Annotated in this window: 20 protein-coding genes and 1 tRNA gene; 6 read left to right on the top strand and 15 right to left on the bottom strand. The window is 60.2% G+C overall.

All coding sequences use genetic code 11. The features are described 5' to 3' along the window. Nucleotides 1–57: 57 nt before the first annotated feature. Entirely contained in the window at nucleotides 58–1,131 is a 1,074-nt protein-coding gene (locus tag AABM52_RS01095; RefSeq protein WP_347910016.1) for a fatty acid desaturase, read from the bottom strand. 100 nt (nucleotides 1,132–1,231) lie between these two features. Between AABM52_RS01095 and AABM52_RS01090 the strand changes: the two genes are divergently transcribed. Then, a complete protein-coding gene (locus AABM52_RS01090; RefSeq protein WP_347910015.1) occupies nucleotides 1,232–2,236 on the top strand; it encodes an AraC family transcriptional regulator in 1,005 nt (334 codons plus the stop codon). Nucleotides 2,237–2,393: 157 nt separating this feature from the next. Here AABM52_RS01090 and AABM52_RS01085 read toward each other — a convergent pair whose 3' ends face one another. Further along, the gene (locus AABM52_RS01085) at nucleotides 2,394–3,080 is read right to left on the bottom strand and encodes a Crp/Fnr family transcriptional regulator (protein ID WP_347910014.1); all 687 of its coding nucleotides are present in this window, start codon (nucleotides 3,078–3,080) and stop codon (nucleotides 2,394–2,396) included. An 83-nt stretch (nucleotides 3,081–3,163) separates the two neighbouring features. Between AABM52_RS01085 and AABM52_RS01080 the strand changes: the two genes are divergently transcribed. Beyond that, nucleotides 3,164–3,682, top strand: coding sequence for an Mpo1-like protein (locus AABM52_RS01080; protein WP_347910013.1), 519 nt, complete (start codon nucleotides 3,164–3,166; stop codon nucleotides 3,680–3,682). A gap of 89 nt (nucleotides 3,683–3,771) precedes the next feature. On the opposite strand, the gene AABM52_RS01075 is transcribed toward AABM52_RS01080, so the two are convergent. From AABM52_RS01075 to dibA, 6 genes are all read right to left on the bottom strand, one after another. Then, nucleotides 3,772–4,761, bottom strand: coding sequence for a sulfate ABC transporter ATP-binding protein (locus tag AABM52_RS01075; protein WP_347910012.1), 990 nt, complete (start codon nucleotides 4,759–4,761; stop codon nucleotides 3,772–3,774). Between the two features lie 3 nt (nucleotides 4,762–4,764). Then, nucleotides 4,765–5,634 (bottom strand): sulfate ABC transporter permease subunit CysW, encoded by an 870-nt coding sequence (gene cysW, locus AABM52_RS01070; RefSeq protein ID WP_007972954.1) that lies wholly within the window; start codon nucleotides 5,632–5,634, stop codon nucleotides 4,765–4,767. Nucleotides 5,635–5,645: 11 nt separating this feature from the next. Continuing rightward, nucleotides 5,646–6,464, bottom strand: coding sequence for a sulfate ABC transporter permease subunit CysT (gene cysT / locus AABM52_RS01065; RefSeq protein ID WP_347910011.1), 819 nt, complete (start codon nucleotides 6,462–6,464; stop codon nucleotides 5,646–5,648). 69 nt (nucleotides 6,465–6,533) lie between these two features. Further along, the gene (locus AABM52_RS01060; RefSeq protein ID WP_007994492.1) at nucleotides 6,534–7,547 is read right to left on the bottom strand and encodes a sulfate ABC transporter substrate-binding protein; all 1,014 of its coding nucleotides are present in this window, start codon (nucleotides 7,545–7,547) and stop codon (nucleotides 6,534–6,536) included. Between the two features lie 68 nt (nucleotides 7,548–7,615). Beyond that, nucleotides 7,616–7,798 carry a sulfur starvation response protein OscA gene (gene oscA, locus AABM52_RS01055; protein ID WP_007975618.1) on the bottom strand — a complete coding sequence of 61 codons (183 nt, stop codon included), beginning with the start codon at nucleotides 7,796–7,798 and terminating at the stop codon, nucleotides 7,616–7,618. 222 nt (nucleotides 7,799–8,020) lie between these two features. Then, a complete protein-coding gene (dibA, locus tag AABM52_RS01050; RefSeq protein ID WP_347910010.1) occupies nucleotides 8,021–9,940 on the bottom strand; it encodes a phosphodiesterase DibA in 1,920 nt (639 codons plus the stop codon). A 146-nt stretch (nucleotides 9,941–10,086) separates the two neighbouring features. Here dibA and desA point away from each other — a divergent pair, with 146 nt between their 5' ends. Both desA and AABM52_RS01040 read left to right on the top strand, forming a co-directional pair. Next, entirely contained in the window at nucleotides 10,087–11,271 is a 1,185-nt protein-coding gene (gene desA, locus AABM52_RS01045; RefSeq protein WP_347910009.1) for a delta-9 fatty acid desaturase DesA, read from the top strand. A 216-nt stretch (nucleotides 11,272–11,487) separates the two neighbouring features. Then, complete coding sequence (locus tag AABM52_RS01040; protein ID WP_347910007.1) at nucleotides 11,488–12,477, top strand: sensor domain-containing diguanylate cyclase; 990 nt, start codon at nucleotides 11,488–11,490, stop codon at nucleotides 12,475–12,477. Between the two features lie 38 nt (nucleotides 12,478–12,515). On the opposite strand, the gene AABM52_RS01035 is transcribed toward AABM52_RS01040, so the two are convergent. The 3 genes from AABM52_RS01035 to gabD form a co-directional block, all read right to left on the bottom strand. Continuing rightward, nucleotides 12,516–13,730 (bottom strand): response regulator, encoded by a 1,215-nt coding sequence (locus tag AABM52_RS01035; RefSeq protein WP_347910006.1) that lies wholly within the window; start codon nucleotides 13,728–13,730, stop codon nucleotides 12,516–12,518. 135 nt (nucleotides 13,731–13,865) lie between these two features. Beyond that, complete coding sequence (gene gabT, locus AABM52_RS01030) at nucleotides 13,866–15,143, bottom strand: 4-aminobutyrate--2-oxoglutarate transaminase (protein ID WP_223457262.1); 1,278 nt, start codon at nucleotides 15,141–15,143, stop codon at nucleotides 13,866–13,868. Nucleotides 15,144–15,327: 184 nt separating this feature from the next. Beyond that, nucleotides 15,328–16,770 carry an NADP-dependent succinate-semialdehyde dehydrogenase gene (gene gabD, locus AABM52_RS01025; RefSeq protein ID WP_116264428.1) on the bottom strand — a complete coding sequence of 481 codons (1,443 nt, stop codon included), beginning with the start codon at nucleotides 16,768–16,770 and terminating at the stop codon, nucleotides 15,328–15,330. Nucleotides 16,771–17,119: 349 nt separating this feature from the next. On the opposite strand from gabD, the gene AABM52_RS01020 reads away from it, so the two are divergent. Then, a tRNA-Arg gene (locus AABM52_RS01020) sits at nucleotides 17,120–17,196 on the top strand. Between the two features lie 71 nt (nucleotides 17,197–17,267). Here AABM52_RS01020 and AABM52_RS01015 read toward each other — a convergent pair. The 4 genes from AABM52_RS01015 to AABM52_RS01000 form a co-directional block, all read right to left on the bottom strand. Further along, entirely contained in the window at nucleotides 17,268–17,576 is a 309-nt protein-coding gene (locus AABM52_RS01015) for a type II toxin-antitoxin system RelE/ParE family toxin (protein ID WP_347910005.1), read from the bottom strand. Further along, the gene (locus AABM52_RS01010; protein WP_347910004.1) at nucleotides 17,573–17,872 is read right to left on the bottom strand and encodes a type II toxin-antitoxin system prevent-host-death family antitoxin; all 300 of its coding nucleotides are present in this window, start codon (nucleotides 17,870–17,872) and stop codon (nucleotides 17,573–17,575) included. The genes AABM52_RS01015 and AABM52_RS01010 overlap by 4 nt, the downstream gene beginning before the upstream one ends. A 118-nt stretch (nucleotides 17,873–17,990) precedes the next feature. After that, nucleotides 17,991–18,251 (bottom strand): hypothetical protein, encoded by a 261-nt coding sequence (locus tag AABM52_RS01005; protein ID WP_347910003.1) that lies wholly within the window; start codon nucleotides 18,249–18,251, stop codon nucleotides 17,991–17,993. 42 nt (nucleotides 18,252–18,293) lie between these two features. Then, a complete protein-coding gene (locus AABM52_RS01000; RefSeq protein WP_347910001.1) occupies nucleotides 18,294–18,854 on the bottom strand; it encodes a YbhB/YbcL family Raf kinase inhibitor-like protein in 561 nt (186 codons plus the stop codon). 139 nt (nucleotides 18,855–18,993) lie between these two features. On the opposite strand from AABM52_RS01000, the gene AABM52_RS00995 reads away from it, so the two are divergent. Next, on the top strand, nucleotides 18,994–20,523 hold the full coding sequence (locus tag AABM52_RS00995) for an FAD-dependent oxidoreductase (protein WP_347910000.1): 1,530 nt from the start codon (nucleotides 18,994–18,996) through the stop codon (nucleotides 20,521–20,523). Nucleotides 20,524–20,564 lie beyond the last annotated feature (41 nt).

Raw genomic sequence — 20,564 nt, 5'->3', positions numbered from 1 at the left:
ACTGAAGATCAAATGTGGGAGCGAGCTTGCTCGCGATGGGGCCCTTACAGACAAGCCTCAAGCCTGAGCCGTACGCACCTTCTCTCCGACCACTTCGTCCTTGCCCTCAAACCGGTTAGCCCGCGCAAACGTACCGAAATCATTAAACCGCACGCCCATCTCACGCATCACCTTGTGCCCCACCGGTACAGTCATCTGCCGAATGTAGAACGGTTCCTTCACCACAAAGTGATGGATCCCGTGGCTGCTGCCGAAATTGAAGCAGAACGCCTGCAACGGCCACAGCCACCACGCGTTCAGCACCTGGCACTGCTGCATCACGTTGCCCGGTTCCACGTCACCGTAGTAGTGCATGTTCGAGCTGATGAAGTGCAGGCAGAATGTGCGCAACACATTCGGGCCGATGATCACCACCGCCGCGATGTCGATCACCTGCATCACCGACAACGTCGTTGCCGACCATTCGATCGGTGCGCCCATCAGATGTGCAACGCCGTTCGCTGCGTGGAAACCGAGAAACACGTACCACGCGCCCCAATGCATCAGCGCCAGCGGTGCGTAGACCTTCAGCGTGCGGTAAATGATGCTGAACTTCATGGCCCAGGTCTTGGCCCGCAGCATGCGGATGAACGACGACATCATGTTGTCGCCAATCATCAAAAACCGCGCGATACCCCATGGTTCGCCGTTGGTAATGGCGCGTTCTTCCATGTCGGTTTCAGAACCCGACACCTTGTGGTGATTGAGGTGCAGATGGCGGCGAATCCACGGATTGATGGTGCTCGGGCGCGCCAGCCACACCAACCCCATCATCAGGTTGTGCGGCACCTTCCGCTTGCGAAAGTACATGCTGTGGATCAGGTCGTGTTCCAGCTCATGGGTCAACGAGGCGAAAAAACCGTTGAGCAGCAGGCACGCCCACCACGCCATGTGCCCGGTCATGTAGAGCGCCGCCGAACCGACCATGCCGGCCAGGGCGAAGGCCAGAATGCCCGCGCCGAGGGCGTCCTGATGTTTGAGAATCGGGTATTGCTCACGCAGCTCGACGCCTCTGGCCAGCACCACTTCACGGATTTTGGCCGATCGTTGAGCTGCATTCAGTCGTTGGGGGCTTGCAGAAGTACCACTCATGCTTCCATCCTCTGGTTATTGATGGTTGCATCCTGCCTTGGGAACCTCTGCAAGGCGGTAGCCGAGAACGCCAACCTGTTGACCGGAAGCGCCAATCAGCATGACTGAACCGACCTCCCTCGCCAGCTGGACCCGCGCCCTGCGCAAGCAACTCGATGCCCTGGGCATCGACAGCACCGCCCTGTGCCACCAAGCGGGGCTCGACCCGCAACTGATGGACGACCCGAACGCGCGCTACCCGCTGTCGGGCACCACGCACCTGTGGAATCTGGCGGTTCAGGCCAGCGGCGACCCGGCGATCGGTTTGCGGGTTTCGCGTTTCGTCAGCCCGACCACCTTCCATGCGCTGGGTTATGCGCTGGTGGCCAGCGGCAGCCTGCGTGAAGTGTTCGAGCGCATCGTGCGCTATTACCAAGTGGTCAGCGATGCGCTGGAGCTGGAGCTGACCCGCGTCGAAGATCGCTACTGTTTCCGTCTGAAAGTTCCGATGGGTAATCCGGCCCCGGCCTTCGAAGCCATCGACGCGTTCATGGCGATTTACGTGCGCACTTGCCGCAATCGCCTGGGTCGCGACTACGCGCCGCTGGCGACCTACCTGCGCCGCCCGGAGCCGGCAGACGCGCACCAATGGCATAAAGTCTTTCGCTCACCCGTGCACTTCGGCGCCGACGAAGACCGACTGGAATTCGCCCTCGTCGACTTCGACAGCCACCTGGACGACGCCAACCCGGAACTGGCCGAGCACAATGAAACCGTGCTCAATCGCACCCTGGCGCAACTCAAGCCGCTGACGTGGGAACGCAAGGTCCGCGACGCCATTGAAGAACAACTGCCCGAAGGCGAACCCAGCGCCGAACACATCGCCAAGGCCCTGCACCTGAGCCTGCGCAGCCTGCAGCGACACCTGGCCGATGAAGGCTACCGGTTCGACACGCTGCTAAACGAAAGCCGTGAAAATCTGGCGCTGCTGCACTTGCGTGACCCACAATGTTCGTTGAGCGAAATCAGTTATCTGCTCGGGTTTGCCGACACCAGCAGCTTCAGCCGCGCCTTCAAGCGCTGGACGGGAATGACGCCGGGGCAGTTTCGGGATGGGTTGCGCTGATCCGCCTTTGACCAGGCTGCATCACATACAGTGCATATTCTGAAATTACTTATTTATGCATCGTATTTGGTGCATATGTGATCTGTAATCCAGTTGTATTTACTGACACCCTGCATCAGGCATCAGGCATCAGGCATCAGGCATCAGGCATCAGGCATCAGACCATCGCCAACGCCCGCAACCTCTGCGCATCAAGAATCTCGATCTCGCCATAGCCGAGATTCAGGATCCCCTGCCCTTGCAAATCCTTGAGGATTTGATTGGTGGTTTGACGTGACAAAGACAGCATCGACGCCAACTGTTCCTGGGGCAGTTGCAGAACACGGCGCGGGGGAGCGGTCTCGCCGTAGCCTTCGGCGATCATCAGCAAGCGATGCGCCAGCCGTGCCGGGGCCGGCAACAGGCTCAGTTGTTCGAGGTTGATGAAGGTCATGCGCAATTTCTGGCTCATCAGCAACGCCAGATGTCGCCAGTGCTGCGGATGCTCGTCGAGCAGCGCCAGCAAGGTGTTCTGGGGAATATGCAGCAGTGTGCACTGGCCCACGCCGTAGGCATCGTGGGTGCGTGGCTGGCCATCGAACAGGCAGATTTCGCCGAACCAGTGCGGCGGCTCCACCAGGCTCAGCAACGCTTCCTTGCCCTGCTCGCTCACGGCACCGACGCGCACTGCGCCTTCAAGCACCGCGTACAGGCCGCAGGGCGGATCGCCACGTTTGAACAGCCGCTGACCCGGCGACAGGCGCCGCAGCCTGGCCGCCGACAGCAGGCTATCCTGTAGGGAAACAGGCAAATGGCTGAACCACTGACCGCTCATCAGGCGTGGACGCCAGACCTGCATATCCATGAAAACTCCTAGAGATTGTCGCCTGGCTGACAGAGCGGGAAGTGACCCCGGGGCATGATCAATCACCCCACAGGAGAACAACAATGAAAAGCCTCGTCGACCACCTCAGTCAATACGCCGCCTACCACCGTGACCCGCGCAACATTGCCTCGCACTTTATCGGTATTCCACTGATCGTGGTGGCCGTGGCCGTGCTGCTGTCACGTCCGCAGTGGGCCGGGGGCTGGCTTTCGCCGGCGGTGCTGGTGTCGCTGGCCTCAGCGTGGTTTTACCTGCGCCTTGAACTGCGCCTTGGGGTGCTGATGACGGTGTTGCTCGGGCTGTGTGTCTGGGCAGGTCAGGTGCTGGCGCAACAAAGCACGCTGGTCTGGCTGGGCAGCGGCGTGGCGATGTTCGTGATCGGCTGGGCGATCCAGTTTGTCGGCCATCACTACGAAGGGCGCAAGCCGGCATTTGTCGATGACGTGACCGGGTTGATTGTCGGGCCGTTGTTTGTGGTGGCCGAGTTGGCGTTCATGCTGGGGATGCGGCATGACCTGAAAGAGCAGATCGAGGCGCGGGCAGGGGGTGTTCGAGTCAATCGCAAAAATGCGGCGGCTTAGGCCGCTTTAAAGGATCGCAGCCTGCGGCAGCTCCTACAGAGGAAAGCTGCACCCCTGTAGGAGCTGCCGCAGGCTGCGATCTTTTGACCTTAGATGTTGGCGACTTTCTGCCAGACCTTCGGCTTGAAGAACAGCGTCTCTCCCTTCGCCAACCCGACCAGGCTGTCGTGATCCTTGACCACTTCGGCCTCGATCAGATCGCTCTGCCCTTCGACCTTCAACGTCACCCGCGTCGTCGCGCCCAACGGACGAATATCGCGCACTTCAGCGGCGTGGTGATCTTCCAGTTCATGGCGTGACAGCGACACTTCATGCGGGCGGAACAGCACGTGTTTGTCTTCGCCCAGGTGCAGTCGGTTCGAATCACCGAGGAAGTGATAGACGAAATCGCTGGCCGGGTTTTCGTAGACGTCGCCCGGTGAGCCGATCTGCTCGATCACACCCTTGTTCATCACCACGATACGGTCGGCGACTTCCATCGCTTCTTCCTGGTCGTGGGTCACGAACACCGAGGTCAGGTTGATGTCTTCGTGCAGTCGCGCCAACCAGCGGCGCAGCTCTTTACGGACCTTGGCGTCGAGGGCGCCGAAAGGTTCGTCGAGCAACAGCACTTTCGGCTCCACCGCCAGCGCTCGGGCCAAGGCAATGCGCTGACGTTGGCCGCCGGAGAGTTGCTCCGGGTAGCGATCCGACAACCAGTCCAGTTGCACCATGTTCAGCAGTTCGTGAACCTTGGTTGCGATCTGGCTTTCGCTCGGACGCTGGTTTTTCGGCTTCATGCGCAGGCCGAATGCGACGTTGTCGAACACCGTCATGTGGCGGAACAAGGCGTAGTGCTGAAACACGAAACCGACGTTGCGATCCCGCACGTCGTGGCCGGAAACGTCTTCACCGTGGAACACGATGTTGCCCTGATCCGGGGTTTCCAGGCCGGCGATGATCCGCAGCAGCGTGGTCTTGCCGCAGCCTGACGGCCCGAGCAACGCGACGAGTTCGCCGCTCTGGATGTCCAGGCTGATGTTGTCCAGCGCCTTGAACGCGTTGAAATTCTTGCTGACGTTACGCACTTCGATCGACATGAATTATTCCTCCGCGGCGCTGGCGCGCAGGCGGTTAATACGGTTTTCGCTCCACTGCTTGAGCAGCAGGATGAAGAGCGCCAGGATCAGCAACAGGCTCGCCACGGCGAACGCGGCCACGTGGTTGTATTCGTTGTAGAGGATCTCGACGTGCAGCGGCAGAGTGTTGGTCACCCCGCGAATGTGCCCGGAAACCACCGACACCGCACCGAACTCCCCCATGGCCCGCGCGGTACACAACACCACGCCGTAGATCAGGCCCCATTTGATGTTGGGCACGGTGACGTGCCAGAACATCTGCCAGCCGTTGGCGCCGAGCAGGCGCGCGGCCTCCTCTTCCTGGGTGCCTTGCTCCTGCATCAGCGGGATCAGCTCACGGGCCACGAACGGCACGGTGACGAAAATCGTTGCCAGCACGATGCCCGGCAGGGCGAAGACGATCTGGATGTCGTGGTCCTGTAACCAAGGGCCGAACAGGCCCTGGGCGCCGAACATCAGCACATAGACCAGACCGGCGATCACCGGCGACACCGAGAACGGCAGGTCGATCAGTGTCACCAGCATGCTCTTGCCACGGAACGAGTACTTGCTCACGCACCACGCGGCACTGACGCCAAACACCAGGTTCAGCGGCACCGAAATCAATACGGCGATGACCGTGAGTTTCAGCGCCGACAGCGCGTCCGGCTCAAAGATCGCGGTGAAAAACGCCCCGAGGCCGAGCTTCAGGCCCTGGGACACCACGATGAACAGCGGCAGCAGCAGGAACAGCGCAAAAATCAGCCAGCCAAGGCCGATCAGGATTCGCCGCGAAGTCGCACTGCCACGGCGGGCAGCGTTCGAGGAAGCGGCAGCAATAGACGATTGGGACATGGTGCGCCTCCTTATGGGGTTTCGATGCGCCGCTGCAACAAGTTGATCAGCAGCAACAGGACGAAGGAAACCACCAGCATCAGTACACCAATGGAGGTAGCGCCGGTGTAATCGTATTGGTCGAGCTTGACCATGATCAGCAGCGGCAGAATCTCGGTTTTCATCGGCATGTTGCCGGCGATGAAAATCACCGAACCATATTCGCCGACCCCGCGGGCAAAGGCCAAGGCGAAACCGGTCAACCATGCCGGAAGCAGTGCCGGCAGCAGGATATGGCGGCAAACCTGCAATGGTTTTGCCCCTAGGCACGCCGCCGCTTCTTCGACTTCACGAGGAATATCCGCCAATACTGGCTGTACGGTACGTACTACGAATGGAAGTGTCACGAAAGTGAGGGCAAGGGTGATGCCCAGAGGGGTGTAGGCGATCTTGAAACCCAGATCCGCTGCAAACTGACCGACCAGACCGGTAGGGGTGTACAACGCCGTCAGTGCAATACCGGCCACCGCCGTGGGCAATGCGAACGGCAAGTCGATCATTGCATCGATCACTTTTCGTCCAGGGAAGGTATAGCGCACTAATACCCAGGCCAACAGCGTGCCGATGATGCCGTTGATGATCGCGGCACACAGGGCGGTGCCGAAGCTGAGCTTCAACGCAGCCAGCACCCGTGGTGCCGAGATGATTGCCCAGAACTGATCCCAGGTGAGTTGAGCGGCATGCACGAACATCGCCGCCAGTGGTATGAGCACAATCAGGCTGAGGTACACCAAGGTGTAGCCCAGCGTCAGCCCGAAGCCGGGTATGACGGGGGAGATACGACGCGACATAAAAGTCCTTGGTTGAGAACGCACTGAGCCCCGGAGGTGAATCCGGGGCTCGTTGATGGCTATTTAAGATTACTGTGCCTGGTAGATCTGGTCGAACACGCCCCCGTCATTGAAGAATTTCGGCTGTGCGGTTTTCCAGCCGCCGAAGTCCTTGTCGATGCTCACCAGTTCCAGTTTCGGGAACTGCTGGGCGTACTTGGCGGCTACATCCTTGTCACGTGGACGATAGAAGTTCTTCGCCGCGATTTCCTGGCCGGCCGGGCTGTACAGGTGCTTGAGGTAGGCTTCGGCGATCTGTTCGTTGCCCTTTTTCTCGGCGTTCTTGTCGACCACCGCCACCGGTGGCTCGGCGAGAATCGACAGCGAAGGCACGACGATGTCGAACTTGTCGGCGCCGCCCTCTTCTTTCAGGGCCAGGAAGGCTTCGTTTTCCCAGGCCAGTAATACGTCGCCCTGACCGTTGTTGACGAAGGTAATGGTCGAGCCGCGGGCGCCGGTGTCCAGCACTGGCACGTGCTTGAACAGGGTCTGTACGTATTCCTTGGCCTTGGCTTCGTCGCCGCCATTGGCTTTCAGGCCATAGGCCCAGGCCGCGAGGAAGTTCCAGCGTGCACCGCCGGAGGTTTTCGGGTTCGGCGTGATCACCGAGACGTCATTCTTGACCAGGTCGCCCCAGTCCTTGATGCCTTTAGGGTTGCCCTTGCGCACCAGGAACACGATGGTCGAGGTGTAAGGCGTGCTGGCGTCCGGCAGGCGTTTTTGCCAGTCGGCAGGCAGGGATTTGCCGAGCTTGGCGATTTCGTCGATATCACCGGCCAGGGCCAGGGTCACGACGTCGGCACGCAGACCATCGATCACCGCCCGACCTTGTTTGCCCGAACCGCCGTGGGATTGCTGGACCTTCACGGTGTCGCCTGCGTGATCTTTCTGCCAGAACTTGATGAACTCGGCGTTGTAGTCCTGGTACAGCTCGCGGGTCGGGTCATACGACACGTTGAGCAGCTCGTAGTCCTTGGCAACGGCGGAACCGGCAAAAAGGGCGCTGGCCAGGGCGGCCAAAGCGAAATGACGAATCGACGACATGGTGAAAGCTCCTGGAATTCTTGGATTGTTGGCTTTTTCTTATGGGATATCGCGTTGCCTGATTCGCCTCAGCCCGGCTTGTTGCCCGGCTGCTGCAAACGGAATTTTTCTTTGCGTTCGATCTGCACCACCTGGGCGTTGTGCACGGTGATTTCCACGGCACCAAAGCGCAGATCGCGCAGGGCACTCTGGATTTCACGCAGGATGGTGGCTTCGTCTTGACCGTCGACGCTACGCAGGGATGCGCTCATATTGCTGCTCCTTCAACTGAGAGGTTGCCTCGCAGTGTCGGCACTGCTTGCGGCTTGAGAGCAATACTAGAGAGGTGTAGATATTCTTAAAAAGACTATTTAAGAATGTTTATATAACCAGAAGAGATTAACTGGAGGGACAAGGGCTTGAGGTGAATCCCCCTCTTTCAGACACACAAAAAACCTGTGGGAGTGAGCTTGCTCCCACAGGGGTTTTGTAAATCAGGTGATGACCGGGGCATGAGCCCAATCCAGCTGCAGCGCCGGCACCGGCCGCCCGAACCAGTAACCCTGCCCCAGATCACATCCCTGTTCGAGGAGGAAAGCAGCCTGTTCGACCTGCTCGATCCCCTCGGCATGCACCTGCATGCCCATGCTCTGGGCCAGGGCAATGATCACCCGTGAAATCGCCGCATCGTCCTCATCCCACGGCAATCCGGCGACGAAGCCCTGGTCGATTTTCAACTTTTGCACCGGCAGACGCTTGAGTCGCAGCAGCGATGAATAGCCAGTGCCGAAGTCGTCGATGGCCAGGCGCACACCCAGCTCGCGCAGGCGATGCATTTGTTCCAGTGCGACTTCCGGGTCTTCCATCACCGCGCTTTCGGTGACTTCCAGCTCCAGAAACGCCGGCTCCAGCCCGGTTTCGCGCAGGACCTGCGCCACCTGCTGGTAAAGCTCACGACGGGCGAACAGGCGCGAAGAAACGTTGACCGCGACGAACGACAGCACCACCCCGTCCTGCTGCCACTGGCACATCTGCCGGCACGCCTGCGCCATGACCCAGGCATCGATTTCAGCAATCAGACCGGTGCGTTCGGCGACCGGAATGAATTCCGCCGGCGACACCAGGCCCCGCTGCGGGTGCTGCCAGCGCACCAGCGCCTCGACGCCAATCAGGCGACGGGTCTTGAGGTCGTGAACAGGCTGGTAATGGACCCGCAGCTCATGCCGGTCCAGGGCGCGGCGCAATTCGAAGGCGATCTCCACCCGTTGCTGGGCGTGGGCCGTCAGCTCTTCGGTGTACAGGGCATAATCATTGCGTCCCGTGCTCTTGGCCTTGAACAGTGCAGAGTCGGCATTGCGCAGCAGTTGCTCGACGCTCAAGGCATCGCTGGGGAACAGGCTGATGCCGATGCTGGTGTTGATGAACAACTGATGGTCATCGATTGAGAAGGGTGCTTTGAGGCCGTCGATGATCCGCTGGGCCAACGCAGCGGCCTGAACCAGTTGCGGACAGCTTTCGGCGAGCACGGCGAATTCATCTCCGCCCAGCCTGGCCAGGGTGATGCCCGGGCCGAACATGGCGCCCAGGCGCTCGGCCACAGCTTTGAGCAACTGGTCGCCAATGGTGTGCCCGAGGCTGTCGTTGATCATCTTGAAGTGATCGAGATCGATCATCAGCAGCGCGCAGCCACGCTTGTGCACCTGTGCCGAGGCCAGGGCCTGTTCGGCACGGTCGGTGAACAGCAGGCGGTTCGGCAGGTCGGTCAGCGGATCGTGGTGCGCCAGGTGCATCAGCTCGTGTTCGGAGTTCTTGATTGCACTGATGTCGGTAAATACCGCCACATATTGGCTCGGCCGGCCGAAATCGTCGTGGATCAGTCGGATCGTTTGCCATTGCGGGTAAATCTCGCCGCTTTTGCGCCGGTTCCAGATTTCCCCACTCCACTCCCCGACACTGGCGAGCGTGGCAAACATCACCTGATAGAACTCAGGGGAATGTCGCCCGGACTTGAACAGATTGGGCCGCTGACCCAGCACGTCCTCACACCCGTAACCGGTGATTTCCATGAACGCCCGGTTTACATGGACGATCACGCCTTCCCGATCGGTGACCAGCACGCCTTCGCGGGTGCAGTCGAACACAGCCGCTGCCTGGCGCAAGCGCATGCGGTCGGCATCGCGCTCACGCAGTTTGGCGCCGATACCCAGACACCGCAGCAACCGCGCCCGGGCAATGAAGATCAACCCGGCGCTGAACAGCACCCAGACATAACCGTTGATCAGTTGCCATCGCAGTCGCTCGGCAGAGCTATCGAAGAAACTGTTTAATAAATAGCCACTGATCTGCAGCCAAACCACAGAAAGCAACAGATAGAGCAGCGTTGCGCGCAAGGCATCGCGATAGGTGGCAGACATCCGGCGATCCATGTCCCTACAAAAAGGTTGGAATTATAGTTAAAAGACACATCCAGCCACTCTTATCTGAAAGGGCGACTGGTTTTCTGTGTGGGCTTAGTGATAATGCAACGGCTGTTTTTTCTTTATCGAGGGCCCTACAGCCTATGTGGTACGAAGGTTTTCTTGGCTTGTCGCCCTGGTCGCTGGTAGCAGTCACCCTGCTGATGACCCACGTCACGATCATCGCCGTCACGGTCTATCTGCATCGTTACTCCGCCCATCGCTCCCTGGAGCTGAATGGGGGCCTTAAACATTTCTTCCGTTTCTGGCTGTGGCTGACCACGGCGCAGAACACCCGCGAGTGGACCGCCATCCACCGCAAGCATCACGCCAAATGCGAAACCGTTGATGATCCGCACAGCCCGGTCATCAAGGGCTTGTCCACGGTGCTGCGCAAAGGCGCCGAGTTGTACCGCGCCGAAGCGGAAAACCCGGAGACCCTGCGCATCTACGGCAAGAACTGCCCCGAAGACTGGATCGAGCGCAACCTCTACAGCCGCTTCCCGCTGCTCGGCATCGCGATCATGGGCGTTATCGACCTTCTGCTGTTCGGCACCATCGGCATCACCATCTGGGCCATCCAGATGATGTGGATCCCGGTATGGGCCGCCGGCGTGGTCAATGGCCTGGGCCATGCCATCGGCTACCGCAACTTCGAATGCCGCGATGCGGCGACCAACCTGGTGCCTTGGGGCATCCTGATTGGCGGTGAAGAACTGCATAACAACCATCACACCTACCCTAACTCGGCAAAACTGTCGGTGAAGAAGTGGGAATTCGACCTGGGCTGGGCGTGGATTCAAGTCTTCAGCTTCCTGCGCCTGGCCAAGGTCCAGCGGGTTGCGCCGATTGCCCATCGCGTCGAAGGCAAGGGCAATCTGGACATGGACACCGCCATGGCGATCCTCAACAACCGTTTCCAGATCATGGCCCAGTACCGCAAACTGGTGATCGGCCCGCTGGTCAAGCAAGAGCTGGAAAAGGTCGATCACTCGGTACGTCACCAGTTCCACCGGGCCAAACGCCTGCTTTCGCGGGAGACCAGCCTGCTGGATGACAAACACCATGTACGCATCCAGAACATGCTCGAGCACAGTCAGGCGCTGAAGGTAATTTACGAGAAACGCCTGGCCCTGCAGCAGATCTGGGTCAAGACCAGCTCAAATGGTCACGACATGCTGGCGGCCATCAAGGACTGGGTACACGAAGCCGAAGCCAGCGGTATTCAGTCCCTGCGCGACTTCGCCGATCAGTTGAAGACCTACTCCCTGCGTCCTGCCGCTGCCTGAAAAAACCTGTGGGAGCGAGCTTGCTCGCTCCCACAGGGTTATGTGGTGTGACTGCAATATCGCGCCATCAGTACCGCCCGGCGGGAGCCCGCTCCCTCGCCACAAAAGGCGGGAACTTCACCCGAAAAGCCCTATCTCAAAGACACTTCGCCATCCCCGGCGGGCTTGGTGTTGGCCGCCATCCAACACGCGGCGTGCCCTTTGAGATTTGTGTCGATGGCCGAAAAAAACCTGCAAGACTCATCTCCGTCCCATTGGCCCGAGGCCGCGCAGCCCCTGATTGCGCTGATGCACGCCCAAGGTGAAGTCGCACGCCTGAGCGAACGCGAACAGTTGCTCAACACCTTGCTGATGAGCGTAAACGCGGTGCTATGGGCATTCAATTGGGAAACCCGCCAGGTGCTTTACGTCAGCCCCGCCTTTGAGCGGATCTTTGGTCGTTCGGCCGAGCTACTGCAGGCCGACTGCAATCAATGGCGCGACAGCATTTACCCTGACGACCTGGACTACGCCGAACGCAGCCTGGCCGAAGTGCTGGACAAGGGTGCCGTCGAAGACCGCGAGTATCGAATCATTGCCGCCGATGGCCAGGTGCGCTGGCTCAGCGACAAATGCTACGTCAACCGCCAGGCCGAGCCGGGGCAACAAATGATCATCGTCGGCATCGCCGAAGACATCACCGACAAGAAGCGGATGGAAACCGAACTGCATCGCCTGGCCACCACCGACGCGCTGACCCAGAGCAGCAATCGCCGGCATTTCTTCGAATGCGCCCACCGCGAGTTCGCACACGCCCGGCAACGGGGCGAGCCGTTGTCATTCCTGATGCTGGACATCGATGACTTCAAAATAGTCAACGACACCTACGGTCACCAGGAAGGCGACAACGTGTTGCAACGCATCGCCGATAGCGGCCGCGCAGCGTTGCGCCGTGGCGACCTGTTCGGGCGCATTGGCGGTGAGGAGTTCGCAGCGGTGTTTCCCGGCTGTACGCCGCAGATGGCCCTGCAAGTGGCTGAACGCTTGCAACTGCAGATTCAGCGATTGCGTTTCACCCATGAAGGCCAGACGTTCGGCATCACCGTCAGCCAGGGCCTGACCAGCCTGACCGCCGCGGATGAAAACGTGGAAAACCTGTTTTCCCGCGCAGATGCCGCGATGTACCAGGCCAAGCGCGACGGCAAGAACCGGATAGTTACCGCCTGACAGGATCACCCTGGAACCCACAGGGGTTGGTGGTGTACTTACTTCCTGCGCAAACGCATCAACTCCGGTAAACCGATCTTGAGCAACCGCGCCGTCCGGCTCTTCGCCAGCGCCTCGATGCTCTCATGCTCGGTCAGGCGCGCCATCTGCGCCGCCATGTTCATCACCAGCGCTTCGCGGGAGTAAACCCCGCCACCGAGCTGGTAGGCCGCCGCAATCAGCTCCCGCAACTCCAATGGCAGGCGCCAGCGCGTGCGCAGGGCCGAACCGTAGGCCGCGCCAAATTCAACCAGCGCTTCGCCCACTTCCTCCAGCTCGTCCAGTTCTCCACCGGCCTGCTTCCATTCCTGCAAACAGCGCAGCAACGCCAGATCGCCGAGACGATGCAACATGCCAGCGCAGTAGCAACGCTCCTGATCCAGATCGAGCAGGCGCGCCAGGGTTCTCGCGTATTCAGCGGTGTGCAGTGACAGATCCCAGTAACGCTCGGCATAGTCGGCCAATTGCGGATCGCTCAGCCGTGCGCTGCGCTTGAGCGCCAGGCCGAGAATCAGGTTCATGCTCTGCCCGGTGCCCAAGCGATGCAGCGCCTGGGACAGGGTTTGCACACCGGCGCCGTGGTGCTGGGCCGCGCTGTTGGCAGCGGCGATCAGCACGGCTGTGACCTGCGGATCGGTGCGGATTTCGTCTTCCAGCACCGTCAGGTCGAGGCCGCTGGGGTTGAGGCTGCGTTTGACCGCCACTTGCACGTCGGTCATCAGCGGCGCGCCGTCGGCCAATTCCCGGCGACGCTCCAGAAACACCGACAACGTCATGCCCGGTGCCAGCGACGGCACTTCGCACGAGACTTCTTCGCCAGCATTCAGCAGCAACCCCTGCAACCGATGAGTCAGGCTTTCCATATTCAGGGGTTTGGTCAGGTACGCAGCCGGCACCAGCGGCAAGGCCTCGCGCACACTGGCACTGTCGTTGCGACTACTCATCAGAATGAACGGCAGCGGCGGATTGCGTTTGCGCTGACGGACGTTGCGCAGGACATTCAGGCCATCGACGCCCGGCAACTCCCAGTCGGCGATGACCAGGTCATAGGGGTTGGCAGCCAATAGCTCCAGCGCTTGCTGGCCATCGGCGCACAAATCCAGCCGCGCATCGCAGCGTACGTTCAACAACACTTCCTTGAGCAGATCCCGGGACCAGGGGTCGGCCTCGGCGATCAGTACTCTCGGAACCGCGGGTAAAATGACAGTTGTCATACAGCTCTCCCTGGCAATGCAGGAACCTTAGCCAATGCTGGCCATTCGATACAGCGCTAAAGCGCAGGATGTGTTTCCAGGGGCATGAAAAAACCCGCCGAAGCGGGTTTTTTGTGGATCAGGTCACACCGGGGATCAGAGCTCGGAGAAGCACTCTTCGATGATCGCCAGGCCTTTGTCCAGTTGCTCGTCCGGCGAGGTCAGCGGTACCAGGACGCGCAGAACGTTGCCGTAGGTGCCGCAGGACAGCAGGATCAGACCCTTGTCGCGAGCCTTGGCCACAACGGACGCCACGGCTGCAGCGTTCGGCTTGTGGCTGTCGCCGTTTTCGAACAGCTCGACCGCGATCATCGCGCCCAGGGCACGGACTTCGCCGATCACCGGGTACTTGGCCTGGATGGCCTTCAGGCCGGTTACCAGACGCTCGCCAACAGCTTTGCAACGATCCAGCAGGTGCTCTTCTTCGAACACTTCCATCACGGCCAGGGCCGCGGCGCAGGCGATCGGGCTACCGGCGTAGGTGCCGCCCAGACCGCCTGGGGCGATAGCGTCCATGTATTCGGCCTTGCCGCACACACCGGCCAGCGGGAAGCCGCCAGCGATGGATTTGGCGAAGGTGGTCAGGTCGGCGGCAACGCCCATCTGTTCCATGGCGAAGAAAGTACCGGTACGGCCAGCGCCGGTCTGTACTTCGTCAGCGATCAGCAGGATGCCGTGCTGGTCGCACAGGGCACGCAGACGCTTCATGAATTCTTTCGGAGCGACGTAGAAACCACCTTCGCCCTGAACCGGCTCGATGATGATCGCTGCGATGTCTTTCGGCTCGGCGTCGTTCTTGAAGATGCGTTCGATGGAAGCGATCGAGTCGTCGATGCTCACACCGTGCAGTTCGTTCGGGTACAGCGCGCGGAAGATGCCGCCTGGCATCAGGCCCATGCCGGCCGAGTAAGGCACGACTTTACCGGTCAGGCCCAGGGTCATCATGGTGCGACCGTGGTAGGCGCCGGTGAAAGCGATCACGCCGGCACGGCCAGTGGCGGCACGGGCGATCTTGATCGAGTTTTCCACGGCTTCGGAGCCGGTGGTCACCAGCAGGGTTTTCTTGTCGAAATCACCTGGGACCTTGGCGTTGATTTTTTCGCACACTTCCACGTACGGCTCGTAGGCCAGAACCTGGAAGCAGGTGTGGGTCAGCTTGTTCAGCTGCTCGGTCACGGCAGCGATGATTTTCGGGTGCACGTGGCCGGTGTTCAGCACGGCGATACCGCCGGCGAAGTCGATGAACTCACGACCTTCAACGTCGGTTACGGTCGCGTTCTTCGCGGATTCGGCGAAGATCGGGTGAATCTGGCCAACACCACGTGGAACAGCAGCGGTACGGCGGGCCATCAAAGAAGCGTTAGTCTTGCTCATACATTCCTCATTCACCGCTCATCGGGCGGCGTGGTTCAAGGATAAAGCGACGGGGAGCAACGGCGGCAGCATGCGATGATCGACTGCCACGGCGTTCCCGGTCACCGAGAAAATTCCGGTTTGAAGCGGCGCAAAGGGACAGCGCTCTCGTGCCCTTTGCGCTTGAAGCAATGCCGTGCCGGGCTTAGATGCCCAGGCAGAGGTATTTGATTTCCAGGTAGTCTTCGATGCCGTACTTGGAGCCTTCACGACCCAGGCCCGAGGCCTTGATGCCGCCGAACGGCGCGACTTCGTTGGAGATCAACCCGGTGTTGACGCCGACCATGCCGTATTCCAAGGCTTCCGCCACACGGAACACGCGACCCAGGTCACGAGCATAGAAGTACGAGGCCAGACCGAACTCGGTGTCGTTGGACATCGCGATCACATCGGCTTCGTCTTTGAAGCGGAACAGTGGAGCCAATGGACCGAAGGTTTCTTCCTTGGCCACGGCAGCGTTATTCGGCACGTTGGTCAGGATGGTCGGCTCGAAGAAGTTGCCTTCCATCGACTTGCCGCCGGACAGCACGGTGGCGCCTTTGGAAACGGCGTCGGCAATGTGCTCTTGCACCTTGGCCACGGCTTTTTCGTCGATCAGCGGGCCAGTGGTGGTGCCTGCTTCCAGACCGTTACCGATCTTGAGCTTGGCCACAGCCACTTTCAGCTTCTCGGCGAACGCGTCGTAGACCGAATCCTGAATGTACAGGCGGTTGGCGCAGACGCATGTCTGACCGTTGTTGCGATACTTGGAAATGATCGCGCCTTCGACGGCCTTATCCAGGTCCGCGTCGTCGAACACGATGAACGGAGCGTTGCCACCCAGTTCCAGGGACACTTTCTTGATGTCCTTGGCGCATTCCGACATCAGTTGACGACCGATTTCGGTCGAGCCGGTGAAGGACAGCTTGCGCACGATCGGGTTGCTGGTCAGCTCGCTGCCGATGTCGCCGGCGCTACCGGAAACAACGCTGAACACGCCAGCCGGGATGCCGGCACGCTGGGCCAGTTCGGCCAGGGCGAAGGCGGAAAACGGAGTTTGCGAAGCAGGCTTGAGCACCATGGTGCAACCGGCGGCCAGGGCCGGGCCGGCTTTACGGGTGATCATTGCAGCCGGGAAGTTCCACGGGGTGATTGCAGCGGTCACGCCGATTGGCTGCTTGATCACGATCAGGCGCTTGTCTGGCTGGTGGCCCGGAATCACGTCACCGTAGATGCGCTTGGCTTCTTCGGCGAACCACTCGATGAAGGAAGCGGCGTAAACGATTTCGCCTTTGGCTTCGGCCAATGGCTTGCCTTGTTCCAGGGTCATCAGGCGAGCCAGGTCGTCCTGGTTCTCGATGATCAGCTCGAACCAGCGACGCAGCTTGTTCGCACGCTCTTTGGCGGTCAGTGCACGCCAGGCCGGCAGCGCTTTGTCAGCGGCTTCGATCGCACGGCGGGTTTCGGCAGCGCCCATTTTCGGCACGGTGCCCAGAATTTCGCCCGTTGCCGGGTTGTTGACCTTGATCGTCTGACCATTGTCCGCATCAACCCACGCGCCATCGATGAAGGCTTGCTGGCGGAACAACTGGGTGTCTTTAAGCTGCATGTCGGCTTTCCTTAACAGCACCGCAATGAATGCGGAGCAAATTATGATTGTAGAAAGGCGCCTCGATAGGCTGCCGTCAGGGAAATCATTCACCGGGCTGAAGCACATAAATAGCGCACTGATTCAAATCGTGCGGTTCAGCACCCAGACAAGAGCGTTTGAAATCTCAAACGAATCCTAGGATCAAAGGGGGTAAAGGACAATAGCCTGTTCGAAAAAAAGAACGAAAACGACGCTTTTGCCTATTTTTTCTGATCAACGTAGCAAACGCGCGTTACAGCTTTAAAAAAACGCAGGCGATTCAGCAGCATGGACGCCCGCAGTGCATATGCGTATCATGGCGCCCGCTGCACCAGTAGCTCAGCTGGATAGAGTACTGCCCTCCGAAGGCAGGGGTCGTGGGTTCGAATCCCGCCTGGTGCACCATACGTTGTAACGAGAAAGCCTCAGGCCTTATGGGTCTGGGGCTTTTTTGTGCGTGTTTGAAAGCTTGGCGCCTAATGATCAATGCTGTTTTTTTCAAACAGCCGGGCGATGTCTCTCGCACTATGCAGTACGCGTTCGATCTTGATCTCGTCGCCCATCAAACAGTAGAAAACCAGATATCGGCCATGGGCAAGCATTCGCAATCCCTTGGCGCAATCGTCTCTTGAAACACCCAGGTTCGGTTGTTCGATCAATCCTGTGCACTGCGTGCGTAGCTCGCGCACAAACGTCCGGGCCCGTTCAGGGTTGTCTCGGGCGATAAAACGAGCGACTTGCAGCAGATCGTCCCGTGCCAATGCAGAGAAAAGCAATTGCCTCATGGTCGGCTTTGCTCGGCTGCTACCTCATCTATCAGCGCATCAAGCTCGGCAAACACGGTATCGGCAGCAATGGCCGGACGCGGATCGTTGCGGCTGGCCGCAATGGCCTCACGAAGTTCGGCAGCATGCAGCCGATCCAGCAGCTGTTGATAGGCCGCGTGCGGTAAAAGATAGGCGGCAGGGCGATTGTGGTTGAGCACGGCAACAGGCTCGGAACCCGCTTGCTCGATGACAGTGCTCGGGCTGCGCTTGAGCTCGGTGATACTGACCGAACGGCTTGCAAGTAGCTGCTCCATGACGGCTCCAAAGGTACTAAAAAAAGTACCTTATAGTGTTCCATTCCCTGCATGAGGGTCAACGAATCTCCGACCGGTGCTGTCCTGGCCCACAAAAAAACCGCCGAAGCGGTTTTTTTCATTCTGTCGTCCAGTCGAACTCGTCGTACTCATCATCGTCCTCGAAGAACTCCTCTTCAAGGTCGTCGTCTTCAACAACGTCTTCTTCCGGCTGATTCAGCAGAAAATCCTTGCGACTCTCGGTAATCGCTCGCCGCAGTTCCTCGCCCTTTTGGGGGCAGTTGAGCATTTGGGCGATGCGGTCGATTTTTTTTGCCACGGCATCCTCCAACGCATCGGCTATAGCCTGATAGTGCGCGCTTTCGGGTCGGGATGCCAAATTCCCCGAGCGCTGCGCACCTCAGTTTATTCCCTAAGACGGTTAGCGGTGATAACGCCGCACCACGCTGCTGTTTCTCAGGACGTGGCCTTTGATTTTTTCCAGCAACTGCGCACGGGTCAGGCCGGCGGGCAAGGCGTCCGGGGGCAGGTCCAGGGCGTAGATCTGGACGATGTAGTGGTGCGCGCTGTCGCCAACAGGTGGGCAAGGGCCGATGTAGCCGGTGGTTGCCTTGCTGTTGGTACCGCCGACGCCCTCGAGGCCGGGTTTGCTCCCTGCGCCGGCCGGGATCTGGTGGGTGCCGGCCTTGATGCCGTAGTGCACCCACTGATCGACGCCCTGGCCTTTCTGGCCGTCAGGGTCGTGCATGACGATGGCGTAGCTTTGGGTGGCTGCCGGGCCGGCGTTCCAGTTCAACGCCGGGGAAATGTTGTGCCCGCCACAACCCGCGGAATCGCTGGCGGCGGCCGACGTGAACAGTCGGTCATCGGAGACGCCGGGAATGTTCAGGGTGAAGCGTTCCTGTGCCTGCGCCGGGAACTGCAGGCAAAGGGCGACTGCCAAGGCCGCGAGCCAAGGGTTCATTGAGGTCAATCGGGGCATACCGGAGCACCTTATGCGTGTTGGGCCGTCGTCGGCGTGCAAACTATAGCCGGACCGTTCGCGCCGTGGCAGGGGCAATTGGCTGAACCTCGCGATAAGTACCAGACTCATAAGTGAAACGTCTGTCTGGAGAGCGATCATGACTCTGCATCGCGTTGCGCGTGTCGCCAATGTGCCCGAAGACCGGGGTCTGGAAGTGCAGGTCCAGGACAGCAAGATTCTGCTGTTGCGGGCCGGTGAACAACTGCGCGCTTATCAGGCCGAATGCCCGCACGCCGGCGCCCCGCTGGCGGACGGCGCGATATGCCACGGGCGCCTGACCTGTCCGTGGCACAAGGCGCAGTTTCGGATCGAGGATGGCGGGCTGTGTGAACCGCCAGCCCTGGACAGCCTCAAGCGCTATCCCCTCGAAGTCCGTGACGGCGACATCTGGGTCGGCGACCAGCCGATGCCGGGGGCCCACCCGCCACCGACCGACGACCCACGAACTTTCATCATTGTCGGCGCTGGCGCGGCAGGCACGGCGGCGGCTGCGTGTTTGCGCGAGAAAGGTTTCGGCGGCCGGTTGCTGTTGATCGACCGTGAAGCCGATGCCGGATACGACCGCACAGCGCTGAGCAAATACGTGATCGCCGGGGAGATGCCGCTGGACGAAGTCCCGCCGCTGCGCGACGAGGATTTTTACCGCGAGCAGCGAATCGAGCGCCTGCGAGGCGAAGTGGCAAGCCTGGATGCGCCAAACCGGACGCTGCGGCTGACTGACGGCCAATCACTGACATACGACGCCGCGCTGCTGGCCACCGGCGGCGCGCCCAACCCGCCGACGCTGCCCGGCGCCGACCTGCCGCAAGTGTTCGTCCTGCGCTCCAAAGCCCATGCGCAGCAGATTCTGGACAGCGCCAGCGCCGGCCAGCGGGTGGTGATCATCGGTGACAGTTTCATTGCCATGGAGTCCGCCTCGTCCCTGCGTCAGCTTGGCCTGCACGTGACCGTGCTGGCCCGCCACGAAGTGCCGTTTGCCAAACAGTTCGGTGACACGGTCGGCAAAGCCATTCGCGCGCGGCATGAAGCCAATGGCGTCGTGTTTCATACCCAGGGCAATGCGGTACGGATCGAAGGGACGGACAAGGTCGAGGCCGTGCGCCTGGACAACGGCCAGCGCTTGGCGGCCGATCTGGTGCTGGTCGGCATCGGCGTCACCCCAGCCACTACCGCCTTTACCGGGTTGCCGAAGGAGCAGGACCGCTCGCTGCGTGTCGATGGCGCAATGCGCGTGGCCAACGGCCTCTGGGCGGCTGGCGATATCGCAACGTTCCCACTGAACAACCAATACCTGCGCATCGAACACTGGCGACTGGCCCAACAACAGGCGCGGATCGCCGCGGCCAATATGCTGGGCGGTGACGAGCATTACCTCGACGTGCCGTATTTCTGGACCTGGCATTTCGGTAAAACCTACGACTACCTCGGCCACGCCGAGGCTTGGGACGAAGTCGAGTTCAAGGGCGACCCTTACGATCCGCCGTTCATCGGCTTGTTCGGAAAAAACGGCGTGGTATCGGCGGCGGTAGCCTGCGAGATGGACCGGGCCATGGCGATGCTCGCCGAGCGGATGAAACAACCGTTGCCCTGGGAAGAGGCATGGCGCCTGATCCGCGACGTCCCCTAGAGATGCCGGACAGCAAAACGCCCGGCGCCTGCGCGATGCAG

It is taken from the genome of Pseudomonas grandcourensis, from assembly GCF_039909015.1.
Classification (GTDB): domain Bacteria; phylum Pseudomonadota; class Gammaproteobacteria; order Pseudomonadales; family Pseudomonadaceae; genus Aquipseudomonas; species Aquipseudomonas grandcourensis.
The sequence above is the reverse complement of the archived record's forward strand: the minus strand, read 5'-3'. Positions and strand labels throughout refer to the sequence as shown.